Genomic DNA, 13,237 nt, shown 5'->3' with positions numbered 1-13,237 from the left:
GGCCAGCCCCGCGCTGATCGACTACCTGCAGGCCCTGCTCGCCGCCAGCCGCCGCCACGCCGACATCCACGTCGGCCTGTCGCCGCGCGCGGGCATCGCGCTGCTCGCCGCGGCGCGCGCGTGGGCGCTGCTGAACGGACGCGGCTACGTGATCCCCGAGGACCTGCAGGCGCTGTTCGTGCCGGTCGCCGCACATCGTCTGATCCCCGGCAAGGGTGCCGGCCGCGAGGCGCTGGCGCGCGCGCTGCTGGCCGGGGTGCCGGTGGGCTGAGATGGCCGTCGCCGCGCTGCGCTCGCTGCTGTCGCAGGCCTACGCGCGCGCCGAGCGGCGCCTGCCGGCGCTGACACGGCTGAAGGCGCCCGAGCCGCTGCCGATCGCGCTGCACCGCCGGCGCATCTACATCGTGCCGACGCGCTTCGGGCTCGGCTTCGGCGCGATCCTGGCGACCATGCTGCTGAGCGCGCTGAACTACACCAACAACGCCGCGCTGCTGCTGACCTGCCTGCTCGCCGCCGCCGCGTTCAACAGCATGCTGCTGGCATTCCGCACGCTGGACGGACTGTCGCTGCAGGCGGTGCGCCCGGGTCACGCCTTCGCCGGCACGCCGTTGCCGGTCGACCTCGGCTTCACGGCCGGCGGACGCGCGCGCGCCGCGCTGCGCCTGGACGGCGCCGGCGACGCGCAGCACTTCGCGCTGGATGCGAACGCATCGGCCGACGTGCGCATCGAACTGCCGACGGAAACGCGCGGCCCGCTGCCGTTGCCGCGGCTGCGCGTCTCCACCACCTGGCCGTTCGGGCTGTTCCGCGCCTGGAGCTGGCTCAGCCCCGACACGCGCGCGCTGGTCTATCCGCGCCCGGAAGCGCACGGCCCGGCCGCACCCGGCGCCGACAGTGAAGGCGAGCGCGCGCAGGGCGGCGCGGCCGGCGACGCGCTGGCCGGCCTGCGCGAATACCGCGCCGGCGATCCGCTGAAGCTGGTGGCCTGGAAGGCCAGCGCGCGCCACGCCAACCTGCTGGTGAAGGAGTTTGAACACCCGCGCGACCGCGACGAGCGGCGGCTCGACTGGCACGCGATCCGCGGCCTGTCGCACGAGGCGCGCATCGCGCGGCTGGCGCGCTGGGTGCTGGAGGCGCACGCGGCGAGCGCGCGCTGGACGCTGGTGCTGCCCGCCGAAACGCTGGGCCCGGACGCCGGCATCGGCCACTACCACCGCTGCCTCGCCGCGCTGGCGCTGCTGCCGTGACCCCGCGCCCGTCAGCCGACGCGCACCTGCATCCGGCGACGGACGCGCAGCGGGCGCTGGACCGCCGCGCGTTCGACCTGCTCTGCCTCGCCGTCGCCGCGGTGCTGGCCGCGCACGTGCCGCACCTGCCGCTGTGGCTGAGCCCCGCGCTGGCGCTGGTGCTGGCCGTGCGCTGGGCGCAGCGGCGCTGGCGCGGCGGGCGCGTCCCCACGCTGCTCAAGCTGCCGCTGGTGGCGGCGCTGCCGCTGGCGATCCTGGCCGCCTACGGCACGCCGTTCGGGCGCGCGCCGGGCAGCGCGCTGGCGGTCGGCATGCTGGTGCTGAAACTGCTGGAGAGCGAGCGTGCGCGCGACGCGCGCAGCGCGATCGCGTTCGGCAGCTTCGTGGCGATGAGCGCGCTGCTGTTCGGACAGTCGCTGCCGATGACCGTGCTGGTCGCGCTGGCGCTGCTGCCGATGCTGGCCACGCTGCAGGCGCTGCAGCCGGCCGCGGCGATGCCGCGCTTCGCGCATGCGTTCGCGCGCCCCGCGCTGCTGCTCGCCGCTTCGCTGCCGCTGGCGCTGGTCGCGTTCCTGTTCGTGCCGCGCCTGTCCGCGCCGCTGTGGGGCGCGCCGGGGGCGGACCAGGCGCGCACCGGCATCAGCCCGCGCATGGCGCCGGGCGATTTCATCGACCTGCTGACCGACGACCGCCCCGCGCTGCGGGTCGCCTTCGACGGCGCGCCGCCGCCGCCCGCGCAGCGCTATTTCCGCGGCCTGGTGATGTGGCGTTTCGACGGCCGCGCCTGGACCGCGACGGACGCCGCGCCGTCCGCCGCGCCGGAGCCGCTGCGGCCGCAGGCCGCGACCGTCGCCTACGAAGTGACCCTGGAGCCGACCGGGCGACACTGGCTGTTCGCGCTGGACACGCCGCTGGCGCCGCCCGCGGACGCCACCATGAGCGCCGCGCGCGAACTGGCGCGCGCGCGGGCCATCGACGCGGTGCTGCATTACCGCGTGGTGTCGGCACCGCAGCGCGCGCTGGCGCCGACGCTCGGCGACGCCGAGCGCCGGCGCGGCCTGCAACTGCCGCCCGGCTTCGATCCGCGTGCGCGCGAGCTGGCCGAGGACTGGCGCCGCCGCTACGGCGGCGACGCGCACGCCGTCGCCGGCGCGGCGCTGGCGCTGTTCCACGACGGCGGCTTCGGCTACAACCTGGCCGCGCCGCCGCTGGGGCGCGACAGCGTCGACGATTTCCTGTTCGGCACCAAGGAAGGCTTCTGCGAGCACTACGCCTCCTCGTTCGTGTTCCTGATGCGCGCCGCCGGTATTCCGGCGCGCGTGGTCACCGGTTACCAGGGCGGCTACTGGAACGCGCTCGGCGGATACCTGCTGGTGCGCCAGTCCGATGCGCACGCCTGGGCCGAGGTGTGGCTGCCGGGGCAGGGCTGGACGCGCTACGACCCGACCGCCGCGGTGCGCCCCGAGCGCGTCGTGCTGGGTGCGGCGGCCGGCGCGGCCGGCCAGGGCGCCTGGTACCAGGCCGACTGGCTGCAAGCCGCGCGCAACCGCTGGGACATCGTCAACCGGCTGTGGGACCGCACCGTGGTCGGCTTCGACAGCCTGCGCCAGCGCGGCCTGCTGACGCCGTTCGGCGTCGAGCGCGCCGACTGGGGCGCGCTGGCGGCGGCGCTGGCCGCGCTGAGCGCGCTGGTGCTGTCCGCGAGCCTGCTGCTGGCGCTGGCACAGCGCGATCGCCGCGATCCGCTCGCCGCGGCGCAGGCGCGGCTCGAACGCCGGCTGGCGCGCGCGGGCGTGGCGCGGCGGCCGGCGGAAGGCCCGCAGCACTATTTCATGCGCGCCGCGCGCGCCCTGCCCGCGCAACGCGCCGAACTGCACGCGCTGGGCGAGGCCTATCTGGCGCTGCGCTATGCCTGCGCGGCGCCGGCGGATGAACCGCTGCGAAATTATTTGATCCAGGTGCGCCGTTTCCGCCCGCGCCGCGTGGTCCAATAGGCGTGCGACGGACCGCCGCGCCGCGCCGTCCCGCCAAGACCGAACCGCCGCGTCCAAGGAGCATGGCCATGTGGAAGCCAATCGCCATTGTCGCCGCCGCCCTCGCCTTGGGCGCGTGTGCCACGATCCCCCAGCCGCTCGCCGGCGACTACCCCGCGACCACGCCGGACGCCGCGCACGCCGGCGGCGCCGAGGGCACACGGGTGCGCTGGGGCGGCGAGATCATCCTGACCCAGCCCGAGCAGCAGCAGACCTGCTTCTACGTGCTGTCGCACGCGCTGGACAGCCAGGCGCGCCCCAAGGAAGGCGGCGCCAGCGCCGGCCGCTTCGTGGCCTGCAAGGACGGCTTCTACGAGCCCGAGGAATTCGCCAGGGGCCGCGAGATCACCGTCACCGGCACGGTGCACGGTACGGTCACGCGCAAGGTCGGCGAATACGACTACACCTATCCGCGCGTCGTCGCCGACACGGTCTACCTGTGGGCGAAGCGGCCGCGCTACATCTACGCGCGCGATCCGTTCTACGACCCGTTCTGGGGACCGTGGGGCCCGTGGGGGCCGTGGTACGGCCCGTACTGGGCGCCGCCGCGCGTGATCGTGGTGCCGCAGAACCCACCGCCGCCGCCGAAGAAGAACTGAATCCGCGGGTCGCGAGCGCGCTCGCTCCTACGCGGGCCAGCTAGCCGGGCGGCCAGTGCATGGCACGCCCGGCGAGCAGGTGCACGTGCAGGTGGTAGACGGTCTGGCCGCCGTCGCGGTTGGTGTTGAGCACGCAGCGGTAGCCCTGCTCGGCGAGGCCCTGCTCGCGCGCGTACGCAGCCGCGGCCAGCAGCAGCTGGCCGAGCAGCGCGGCGTCGCCGGCTTCGGCCGCGTCCAGCGTGGCGATCGGCCGCTTCGGGATGAACAGCACGTGCACGGGCGCCTGCGGATTGAGGTCGCGGAACGCCAGCACGTCGTCGTCCTCATAGACGATGTCGGCCGGGATCTCGCGGCGCACGATCTTTCCGAAGATGGTGTCGGCCATGAGCGTCTCCTCGTCGGTTCAGTCGAGCGACTGGCGGCCGCCGAAGGCGTGCGCCAGCGTGCTGCGGTCGATGAATTCGAGTTCGCCGCCCAGCGGCACGCCGTGCGCCAGGCGGGTGGCGCGCACGCCGGCGTCGCGCGCCATCTGCGCGAGATAGTGCGCGGTCGCCTCGCCTTCCACGGTCGGGTTGGTGGCGACGATCAGCTCCTGCACCTCGCCCTCGGCGAGGCGCCGCCGCAACAGGTCCATGCCCAGCTCGTCGGGACCGAGGCCGTCCAGCGGCGACAGCCGGCCAAGCAGCACGAAATACAGCCCGCGGTAACCGGTCGCCTGCTCGATGGCGGCGAGGTCGGACGGCGACTCCACCACGCACAGCACGTGGCGGTCGCGCGTCGCGCCGGCGCACAGCGCGCACACCGGTTCCTCGCTGAAGGTGCGGCACTGGCGGCAGTGGCCGACGCGATCCATCGCCGCGGCCAGCGCGACGGCGAGCCGACGGCCGCCATCGCGGTCGCGTTCGAGCAACTGGAAGGCCATGCGCTGCGCGCTCTTCGCGCCCACGCCGGGCAGGCAGCGCAGCGCGTCGATCAGCTCGGCGAGGATTTTCGAACTGGCCGACACGTCAGAACGGCAGCTTGAAACCGGTCGGCAGGTTCAGGCCCGCCGCCATGCCGCCAAGCTTCTGCTGGCTCGCTTCGGCAACCTTGTTGACGGCGTCGTTGAACGCCGCGGCGACCAGATCCTCGGCCATCTCCGGGTCGTCGGCGAACAGCTTGCGGTCGATGGCCACGCGGCGCACCTCGTGCTTGCCGCTCATCACCACGCTGACCACGCCGCCGCCGGCGCTGCCGGTCACTTCCAGCCGGCCGAGCTCTTCCTGCGCGCGCTTCATTTCCTCCTGCATGCGCTGCGCCTGCTGCATCAGTTGTCCGAGTTGTCCGCGCATCGTCAGTTCCTCAGGAATCCATGGGCCGGATGCTCTGCGGCACCACGCGCGCGTCGAATTCGCGCTGCAGCGCCTGCACCACGGGGTCGTCGTTCAGGGCCTGCTCGGCCGCGGCGAACTCGGCCGAACGCACGCGCTCGGCGCGCTCGGCCGGCGTGTCCGCCACGTCGGTCGCGGCGATCAGGCGCACGCGGATCGCGCGGCCCAGCGCCGCGGCGACGCGCCGCTCGAGCTGGGCGATCATGCTGCCGGCGGCGAAATGCTCGTGCTCGGGCCGCAGCGCCAGCGTCATCACATCGCCCTCGATGCTCTTGAGCGCCGCGTGGCGCGCCAGCTCGCCGAGCGGCCCGCCGAGGCCGGCGGCCGCGATCAGCTCGCCCCAGTCCGGCAGGCCGTTGGCGGCGAGCGGGACCGGGGCGGGCGCGGCAGGCGGCGGCGTGGCGGTGCGCTCGCGTGCGGGCGAAGAAGGCGGCATCGGCGCGGCGGATGCCGTGCGCGCGCCGTTGGCCGCCGCGCCCGCGCCGCCGGCAGGCGCGGGCGCGGCGCCGGCGCTCCGTCCGGGCGACGCAACCGGCGCAGCCGCGCCGCCCTCGGCGGGGCGGAACGCCAGCATGCGCAGCAGCGTCATCTCGAAGCCGGTGCGCGCGTCGGGCGCGAGGTTGAGGTCGCGCCGGCCGGTCGCCGCCATCTGGTAGTAGAGCTGCACGTCCTCCGGCGCGAAGCGCGCGGCCAGCGCGTCCGCGACAGGGTCCGCGTCCTCGCCTTCCGCATGGAAGCCGGGCACGAGCTGGCGCAACTGGATGCGGTGCAGCGCGCCGGCGAGCTGGTCGAGCACGCCGGCGAAGTCCGGCGAGAAGCCGGCGATACGCGCGGCCTCGGCGAGCAGCGCCGTGCCGTCGCCGGCGGCCAGCGCCTCCAGCAGCGCGCCGACCTCGCCCTGGGCGATGCTGCCCAGCATCGCGCGCACGTCGGCCGCGCGCACCGCGCCGCCGCCGTAGGCGATCGCCTGGTCGAGCAGCGACAGGCCGTCGCGCAACGAGCCGTCGGCGGCGCGCGCCAGCTCGGCGATCGCGTCCGCCTCGAAGGCAATACCCTCGGCGTCGAGGATATGGCGCATCTGCGCGACGATCTGCGCCGGCAGCAGGCGCTTCAGGTTGAACTTCAGGCAGCGCGACAGCACCGTCACCGGCAGCTTATGCGGGTCGGTGGTGGCGAGCAGGAACTTCACGTGCGGCGGCGGCTCCTCCAGCGTCTTCAGCAGCGCGTTGAAGGCGTTCTTGGAGAGCATGTGCACCTCGTCGACGAGGTACACCTTGTAGCGGCCGCGGGTGGGCGCGTACTGCGCGTTCTCGATCACCTCGCGCACGTCGTCGACGCCGGTGTTGCTGGCGGCGTCGATCTCGAGCAGGTCGACGAAGCGGCCGGCGTCGACCGCCGTGCACACCGCGCACTCGCCGCACGGATTCGCCGACTGGCCGCGCTCGCAGTTCAGGGACTTGGCGAAGATGCGCGCGATCGTGGTCTTGCCGACGCCGCGCGTGCCGGTGAACAGGTAGGCATGGTGCATGCGCCCCGATTCGAGCGCGTTGCTGAGCGCACGCACGACGTGCTCCTGCCCGACCAGCTCGGCGAACCGCCGCGGGCGCCACTTGCGGGCGAGAACCTGATAGGACATTCGGGCTACCTTGGGGCGAAACCGGATTGTGCCAAGCCGGCGCCGGCAGACCAAGCGCGGCGACGTCTTTGCTTGTGCCTGCGCCATGCTGCCGGTATGCTGTCGGGCTCCGATTCGGCGGCTCCATTCGTCGTTTCGAAGCGTTGCCAGGCGCGGAGAGGTGTCCGAGTGGTCGCACTTCACGCGCTTGGCCGATGCCTTGAAGGGCATCGGCCGCGTGGAGTGCGGGCGAGGCAGGATGCCGAGCGGCCGGAGCTCCACGGATGGATTGTTTGGCGAGTTTCCCAGGCGCGGAGAGGTGTCCGAGTGGTTGAAGGAGCACGCCTGGAAAGTGTGTATACGGCTTAACCCCGTATCGCGGGTTCGAATCCCGCCCTCTCCGCCATTTTTTATGGTGGCCCCGTCGGTTCCTCCGCGACGATAGCTTGTAAATCCCGCCAGGCCCGGAAGGGAGCAACGGTAGCAGGCGATTCGGGTGCCGGGGTGCGGCTGGCGGGGCCGCCGCCTTTCCTCGTCCGAACGACCCCGCCGGCGTGCGCGGTTTCGGCCCCATCCGGAAAGGATTTGCACTTCCACATCCCCGCGTCCGACGCGCCATGCGCGTCGAACGCGCCCCCTTGGCCCAAGAGCGCCGGCATCCCGCAGGCCTGCCCCCATCGTGGTCCCCGCGCAAGCCGGGATCGAGTGCATTTGCGTGCTCTTGCGGGAAAGATGCCGGATCCAGGCTTGCGCCGGCGGGATGACGGCGGGGAGGGGTGGCTGTTTACGCCACCGGCGTGTTGTCGGGATGCAACCAGCCGGAGGCGCCGTCGGCGTAGCGCTCGTTCTTCCAGATCGGCACGCGTCGTTTCACCTCGTCGATGATGTAGCGGCAGGCGGCGAAGGCGGCATCGCGATGCGCGGCGCTGACGCCCGCCCACACCGCCAGCTCGCCGATGGCGAGCTCGCCGACGCGGTGCACGCACAGCGCCTCGGCGATGGCGAAGCGCGCCCGCGCCTCCTCCAGGATCTTCGCGCCCTCGCTTTCGGCCAGTGCCGGGTAGCCCTGGTAGGCGAGCCCACGCACCGCCTTGCCGTCGTTGTGGTCGCGCACCCAGCCCTCGAAGGTCACGCAGGCGCCGGCATCGGCGCGTGCCAGCCGCGCGCGCAGCGCGGCGATGTCGATCGCGGTGTCGCTCAGGCGGAACATGCTCAGCCTCCGGACACCGGCGGCAGGAAGGCCACCTCGTCGCCGTCGGCGAGCGCGTGGTCCCAGCCGGTGAATGCGCCGTTGACGGCCACGCGCAGCCGCTCCGGCGCGAACGCGAAACCGTGCCGTGCAGCCAGCTCGGCGTACAGCGCGCGCGGGTCGCACGCCGTCGATTCCACGCGCTCATCGGCGCTGCCGGCGGCGTCGCGCAGCGAGGCGAAATAGAGCAGCCGGTAGTTCATCGCACCACCCTGCCCTTGCGCACCGTGCGCTTGCCGCCGGATTTCTCCAGCAGCCGCACCTCGGCGATGACGATCTCGTGCGACAGCGCCTTGCACATGTCGTAGACGGTCAGCGCGGCGACGCCGGCGCCGGTCAGCGCCTCCATCTCCACGCCGGTCTTGTGCGCGATCGCCACCTCGCAGCGGATCACCAGCTCGCTCGGCCCGTCGAACTCGGCGCTGATGTCGCAGCGCTCGATCGCCAGCGGGTGGCAGAACGGGATCAGCTCGTGGGTGCGCTTGGCGGCCATCGTGCCGGCCACGATTGCGGTGTCGATCACCGGCCCCTTCTTGCCGCGCATGCCCTCGCGGCGCAGCGTCGCGGCGACCTCGGCCGGGAAGCGCACGCGCGCCTCCGCCACCGCGCGCCGCGCGGTGGCGCGCTTGGCGCCCACGTCGACCATGCGCGGGCGGCCGGCAGCATCGACGTGGGTCAGTCGCTTCGGGGAGGCTTTCATCGCGGCCACAGTGGCTCCTGTACATGTCGTCATACGCCCGCCCGGCAGCCGGGCTCGCGCATCCACGCGCTCGCCAAGTCGTCCCGGCCCGCGACATCACGCCGCGGATTCACCCGCCGATCTTGAACATCTCGATGCGTTGCGGGTCGCCCTTGGCGCGCATCTCGGCGCGCTGCTCGCTGTAGCGGTCGCTGCGCCCCAGCCACACCTTGGCGATACGTTCGACCAACGCGGCGTCGTCTGCTCCGGAGCGCAGCGTGTCGCGCAGGTCGACGCCGTCGCGCGCGAACAGGCAGGTGAACAGCTTGCCGTCGGCGGACAGGCGCGCGCGCGTGCAGTCGCCGCAGAACGGCGCGCTGACCGAACTGATGAAGCCGATCTCGCCGCCGCCGTCGACGAAGCGCCAGCGTTCCGCCACCTCGCCGCGGTAGCCGCGCGCGACCGGCTCCAGCGGCCAGCGTTGCCCGATGCGCGCGATCAGTTCGGCGGACGGCACCACCTTGTCGGCGCTCCATCGGTTCAGGGTACCGACGTCCATGAACTCGATGAAGCGCAGCACGTGGCCGCTGCCGCGGAAGCGCTCGACCAGATCGAGCACCTGGCCGTCGTTGATGCCGCGCAGCACCACGCAGTTCAACTTCAGCGACTCGAAACCGGCGTGCTGCGCCGCCTCGATCGCCTCCAGCACCTGCCCAACTTCCCCGCGCCCGCCGGACATCTGCCGGAAGGTCTCCGGGTCCAGCGTGTCGATGCTGACGGTCAGGCGGTGCAGGCCGGCAGCGCGCAGCGGCGCGGCGAGCTTGGGCAACAGCACGCCGTTGGTGGTCAGCGCGATGTCCTCGATGCCCGGGACGCGCACGAGCATGCCCACCAACTGCGGCAAGTCCCGGCGCAGCAGCGGCTCGCCGCCGGTGAGGCGCAGCTTGCGCACGCCCAGCCCGGCGAACGCGCGCGCCAGCCGTTCTATCTCCTCGAAACTGAGACGGTCATGCTTGTTCAGGAACGGATGATGCTCCGGATAGAGATCTTCCGGCATGCAGTACGGGCAGCGGAAGTTGCAGCGATCGACCACCGAGATGCGCAGGTCGCGCAGCGGCCGGCCGAGTTTGTCGATCGGCGGGGCGACTACCATGCCGTCGGGAATCGCTCGGGTCATGTCTGCACTTCCGTGCCGGATGTGGGGGGCGCAAGCGGGTAGCATACGCCCGGCTCCGCGACGCGATAGCCGCGTGCGGCCATCGTCTGCGCGTCGTTGGCGCTGCCGTAGTGGTAGAGCAGCAGGCGCGCGCGCAGCTCTTGCGGGTATTCGCGCTCGATGTCGTCGAGCCCGGTGTGCGACGGGTTGCCGAGCAGCGCGCAGTCGTGCGCGACCAGCGCCGCGCCGCCGGCGTGCTGCAGCAGCAGCTCGGGGATCGGACGGGTGTCGCCGGTCCAGGTGAAACTGTTCGCCAGCGCCAGCCCGAACGAGGTGTTCGGTGCGTGGTGGCGGGTCGGGAACACGTCGAACCAGTGCCCGGCGTGCCAGAAGCCGCGCGACACCGGCACCAGGTGGAACGCGTCCCAGAAGTTGGCGCCGCCCTCGGCGAGCACGTTGGGATAGTCGGCGACGCGCCCCTGCAGCAGCGGCAGCAACGCGGCGTGCGCGTACAGGCGGATGCAGCCGCGTCGCGCGGGGTCGAAGTAGGCGCGATAGAACAGCCGCTCCAGGCCGCCGACGTGATCCATGTGCACATGGGTGATGTAGACCGCGGCCGGCAGCTCGCCGTAGGCGTCGAGATAGCGGGTCAGCGTGTCGGGGCCGCAATCGATCAGCAGCAGCGGCTTGCCGCCGCGCTCGACGACCGCGCCGGAGGAGCCCAGCTCGACCGCCTGTGCGTTGCCGACGCCGAGCACGTGCAGGGCCCAGTTCACGCGGCCTCCATCGCGGTCTCGTAGCCGCGCATCAGCGGCGTCCACCGCGTGGCATCGAAGTCGCCGGTGCCGGCGCCGTCCGCGCCGAGCACCTTGCGCAGCGAGCGCCGCAGTCGCGCCAGGTTCGCCCGCTGCCAGCCGCGCGCCGGTGCGCGCAGTTCGCCGCGGTCGAAGTCGATCAGGTGCAGGCCGTCCGGCGCGACCAGCACGTTGTGCGCGTTCAGGTCGGCGTGATAGACGCCGACGGCGTGGAAGCGCGCGACCAGCGCACCGACGCGCTGCAGCAGATGCGCGTCGGCGCTGTTCGCGTGCAGGCACTGTGCGAGCGTCTGCGCCGACTCGATGCGGCGGGTCAGCAGGTCGGCGGTGTAGTGCACGCCGCGTCGCCGGTAGCGCGCCGCCACCGGCGCCGGCACCGGCAGACCGCGTTCGCGCAGTGCGGCGAGCAGGCGGAATTCGGCGAAGCCGCGGGTGTTTTCCATGCCGGTCCAGAGGTAGCGGTCGCCGAGCGCACGCGCGACCATGCCGCCGCGATGATAATGCCGCAGCGCGCACGCGCCGAACGGCGCACGCACGAACGCCACCCGGCCGCGGCCGCCGCCGTGCCCTTCCAGCAGGCCGCGCGCCTGCCACGCGCCGGGATCGAACCAGGCCTCGTCGGCTTGTGCTGCAAGGCCTGCGTCGAACAGAATCGCGCCGCCGGCGCTCGCGTGGATGCGTGCATCGATCATCCGCTGGCCCGAACCGTGTGCGGCGATGTGCCGCATGTCTGAAGACCACCCTCTTCGCCCAAGTCTAACAAGCCCGCATGCACCCAGCGCCATCGCCGCCGGATTCGCTCTGTCTGCTGCGCACGTCCGCGCTGGGCGACGTCACGCACGTCGTGCCGCTGCTGCGTACATTGCAGCAGGCATGGCCGCAGGCACGCCTGACCTGGATCATCGGCAAGCTCGAACACCGCCTGCTCGGCGACATCGCCGGCGTCGAGTTCGTGGTGTTCGACAAGGCACGCGGGCTGGGCGGGATGCGCGCAGTGCGCCGCCAGCTCGCCGGGCGCCGCTTCGACGCGCTGTTGCACCTGCAGGTGGCGCTGCGCGCCAACCTGCTCAGCCTGGCGGTGCGCGCGCGCCGGCGCATCGGCTACGACCGCGCGCGCGCCAAGGACCTGCACGGCCTGTTCGTCAACGAGCGCATCGCCGCGCGCAGCGGCGAGCACGTGCTGGACGCGATGGCGAGCTTCCTGGAACCACTCGGCCTGCGCCAGACCGAGGTGCGCTGGGACATCCCGATTCCCGACGAGGCCGAAGCCTGGGCCGCCGCGCAGTTGCCCGCCGGCGCGCCGACGCTGCTGCTCAGCCCATGCTCCAGCCACGTGCTGCGCAACTGGCGCCCGGAACGCTACGCCGCCGTCGCCGACCACGCCGCGCGCGCGCTCGGCATGCGCGTGGCGCTGACCGGCGGCCCCGGCGCGGACGAGCGCGCGATGGGCGACGCGATCCGCGCGCAGATGCGCAGCGAGCCGCTGGACCTGATCGGCAAGGACACGCTGAAGCGCGCGCTGGCGCTGTACCGCCGCGCCGCCGTGGTGCTGACGCCGGACGCCGGCCCGATGCACATGGCCAACGCGGTCGGCGCCAAGGTGCTGGGCCTGCATGCGGCCAGCAACCCGCAGCGCTCCGGCCCGTATTCCGATCGTCGCTGGTGCGTGGACCGCTACGATGCCGCCGCGCGCCGCTTCCTCGGCAAGCCGGCGGCGGACATCCCCTGGGGCACCAAGATCGAATATCCCGGCGTGATGGACCTGGTGACGGTCGACGACGCGATCGAACGGCTCGAGGCGCTGGCGCGCGACCGCGGCATCGCATAGGGCGGGTTTCGACCCGCCATCGGCTCTTGCAACTGGAAAAGCGGCGGGTCGGGACCCGCCCTACGCCGATCGTTCAGGGCGCCGCGCGGTAGTCCTGGTAGGACTTTTCCTCGACCAGCTTCGAGCCGAGCTTGAGGTTGATCGCGCGCTTCACCGCCGCGCGCTCGTCGTTGCGGAAGTACACCGAGCGCGCCAGCTCGACGAATCCGGCGTCGAACGCCTGCGCCTTCTCCTTCAGGCGGATGCGGTCCTCGATGTCCCACAGCGCCTCGTTGACCGCCTTCAACTGCGCGCGCTCGGCGGCGATGTCGACGCGCGAGGCGGCGTCGTTGCCCCAGGTGGCATTGAGCAGGTCGAGCTCGGTGCGCACGTTGGCGAGCTTGGCCGCGTCGGCGATGCGCTCGGCCTTGATCTCGAGAATGGTGATCTTGTCGATCAGCTCGCCATAGGAAACGGGAACGGAAATCAGGCTCATGGCAGGCTCGGAGTGAACGTTGCGGCAAGTCTAGCAACGCCGCGGCGGCACGGCCGCGGCGTCGCCCGAAATCATCAGTCCGCGCGCGGCGCCCCGCCGCCGCGCCGCCGGCGCCGAGGGCGCGGCGCGGGCGCCTGCGCCTCGCGCGCGGCCGGCGCCTTGGCCGGGGCC

Annotated in this window: 15 protein-coding genes, 1 tRNA gene, 1 other RNA gene and 1 pseudogene; 7 read left to right on the top strand and 11 right to left on the bottom strand. The window is 72.8% G+C overall.

Going from position 1 to position 13,237, the window contains the following annotated elements:
- The 4 genes and pseudogenes from ABFC67_RS05135 to ABFC67_RS05120 all read left to right on the top strand — a co-directional run.
- Nucleotides 1–271 (top strand): annotated as a pseudogene (locus ABFC67_RS05135) (AAA family ATPase); the annotation flags it as partial.
- 1 nt (nt 272) lies between these two features.
- Nucleotides 273–1,247, top strand: coding sequence for a DUF58 domain-containing protein (locus ABFC67_RS05130; RefSeq protein ID WP_346736972.1), 975 nt, complete (start codon nt 273–275; stop codon nt 1,245–1,247).
- Complete coding sequence (locus ABFC67_RS05125; RefSeq protein ID WP_346736971.1) at nt 1,244–3,241, top strand: DUF3488 and transglutaminase-like domain-containing protein; 1,998 nt, start codon at nt 1,244–1,246, stop codon at nt 3,239–3,241. The genes ABFC67_RS05130 and ABFC67_RS05125 overlap by 4 nt, the downstream gene beginning before the upstream one ends.
- A gap of 62 nt (nt 3,242–3,303) precedes the next feature.
- Nucleotides 3,304–3,879, top strand: coding sequence for a Slp/YeaY family lipoprotein (locus tag ABFC67_RS05120; protein WP_346736970.1), 576 nt, complete (start codon nt 3,304–3,306; stop codon nt 3,877–3,879).
- A gap of 40 nt (nt 3,880–3,919) precedes the next feature.
- On the opposite strand, the gene ABFC67_RS05115 is transcribed toward ABFC67_RS05120, so the two are convergent.
- Genes ABFC67_RS05115 through dnaX form a run of 4 tightly spaced genes read right to left on the bottom strand, consistent with a single transcriptional unit; the run spans nt 3,920 to nt 6,885 of the window.
- The gene (locus ABFC67_RS05115; RefSeq protein WP_346736969.1) at nt 3,920–4,264 is read right to left on the bottom strand and encodes a histidine triad nucleotide-binding protein; all 345 of its coding nucleotides are present in this window, start codon (nt 4,262–4,264) and stop codon (nt 3,920–3,922) included.
- 18 nt (nt 4,265–4,282) lie between these two features.
- Complete coding sequence (recR, locus tag ABFC67_RS05110; protein WP_346736968.1) at nt 4,283–4,885, bottom strand: recombination mediator RecR; 603 nt, start codon at nt 4,883–4,885, stop codon at nt 4,283–4,285.
- Nucleotide 4,886: 1 nt separating this feature from the next.
- Complete coding sequence (locus ABFC67_RS05105) at nt 4,887–5,210, bottom strand: YbaB/EbfC family nucleoid-associated protein (RefSeq protein ID WP_346736967.1); 324 nt, start codon at nt 5,208–5,210, stop codon at nt 4,887–4,889.
- Nucleotides 5,211–5,220: 10 nt separating this feature from the next.
- The gene (gene dnaX / locus ABFC67_RS05100) at nt 5,221–6,885 is read right to left on the bottom strand and encodes a DNA polymerase III subunit gamma/tau (RefSeq protein WP_346736966.1); all 1,665 of its coding nucleotides are present in this window, start codon (nt 6,883–6,885) and stop codon (nt 5,221–5,223) included.
- A gap of 292 nt (nt 6,886–7,177) precedes the next feature.
- Here dnaX and ABFC67_RS05095 point away from each other — a divergent pair.
- Nucleotides 7,178–7,270, top strand: a tRNA-Ser gene (locus tag ABFC67_RS05095).
- 16 nt (nt 7,271–7,286) lie between these two features.
- Nucleotides 7,287–7,383, top strand: an RNA gene (gene ffs / locus ABFC67_RS05090) — signal recognition particle sRNA small type.
- Nucleotides 7,384–7,648: 265 nt separating this feature from the next.
- Here ffs and ABFC67_RS05085 read toward each other — a convergent pair.
- The 6 genes from ABFC67_RS05085 to ABFC67_RS05060 all read right to left on the bottom strand — a co-directional run bounded on the left by ABFC67_RS05085 (nt 7,649) and on the right by ABFC67_RS05060 (nt 11,455).
- Complete coding sequence (locus ABFC67_RS05085; protein WP_346736965.1) at nt 7,649–8,074, bottom strand: molybdenum cofactor biosynthesis protein MoaE; 426 nt, start codon at nt 8,072–8,074, stop codon at nt 7,649–7,651.
- Nucleotides 8,075–8,076: 2 nt separating this feature from the next.
- A complete protein-coding gene (locus ABFC67_RS05080; protein WP_346736964.1) occupies nt 8,077–8,316 on the bottom strand; it encodes a MoaD/ThiS family protein in 240 nt (79 codons plus the stop codon).
- On the bottom strand, nt 8,313–8,813 hold the full coding sequence (moaC, locus tag ABFC67_RS05075; RefSeq protein ID WP_346736963.1) for a cyclic pyranopterin monophosphate synthase MoaC: 501 nt from the start codon (nt 8,811–8,813) through the stop codon (nt 8,313–8,315). Before moaC ends, ABFC67_RS05080 begins: the two co-directional genes overlap by 4 nt.
- 109 nt (nt 8,814–8,922) lie before the next feature.
- Entirely contained in the window at nt 8,923–9,969 is a 1,047-nt protein-coding gene (gene moaA, locus ABFC67_RS05070; protein ID WP_346736962.1) for a GTP 3',8-cyclase MoaA, read from the bottom strand.
- Nucleotides 9,966–10,724: an MBL fold metallo-hydrolase gene (locus ABFC67_RS05065; RefSeq protein WP_346736961.1), complete on the bottom strand. Its 759-nt coding sequence runs from the start codon at nt 10,722–10,724 to the stop codon at nt 9,966–9,968. The genes moaA and ABFC67_RS05065 overlap by 4 nt, the downstream gene beginning before the upstream one ends.
- Entirely contained in the window at nt 10,721–11,455 is a 735-nt protein-coding gene (locus ABFC67_RS05060; RefSeq protein WP_346736960.1) for a 3-deoxy-D-manno-octulosonic acid kinase, read from the bottom strand. The genes ABFC67_RS05065 and ABFC67_RS05060 overlap by 4 nt, the downstream gene beginning before the upstream one ends.
- A gap of 77 nt (nt 11,456–11,532) precedes the next feature.
- On the opposite strand from ABFC67_RS05060, the gene ABFC67_RS05055 reads away from it, so the two are divergent.
- Nucleotides 11,533–12,591, top strand: coding sequence for a glycosyltransferase family 9 protein (locus ABFC67_RS05055; RefSeq protein WP_346736959.1), 1,059 nt, complete (start codon nt 11,533–11,535; stop codon nt 12,589–12,591).
- Between the two features lie 73 nt (nt 12,592–12,664).
- Here ABFC67_RS05055 and ABFC67_RS05050 read toward each other — a convergent pair whose 3' ends face one another.
- On the bottom strand, nt 12,665–13,066 hold the full coding sequence (locus tag ABFC67_RS05050) for a DUF6165 family protein (protein WP_346736958.1): 402 nt from the start codon (nt 13,064–13,066) through the stop codon (nt 12,665–12,667).
- Nucleotides 13,067–13,237 lie beyond the last annotated feature (171 nt).

This window comes from Mizugakiibacter sp., from assembly GCF_039680435.1.
Taxonomy (GTDB): domain Bacteria; phylum Pseudomonadota; class Gammaproteobacteria; order Xanthomonadales; family Rhodanobacteraceae; genus Mizugakiibacter.
The sequence above is the reverse complement of the archived record's forward strand: the minus strand, read 5'-3'. Positions and strand labels throughout refer to the sequence as shown.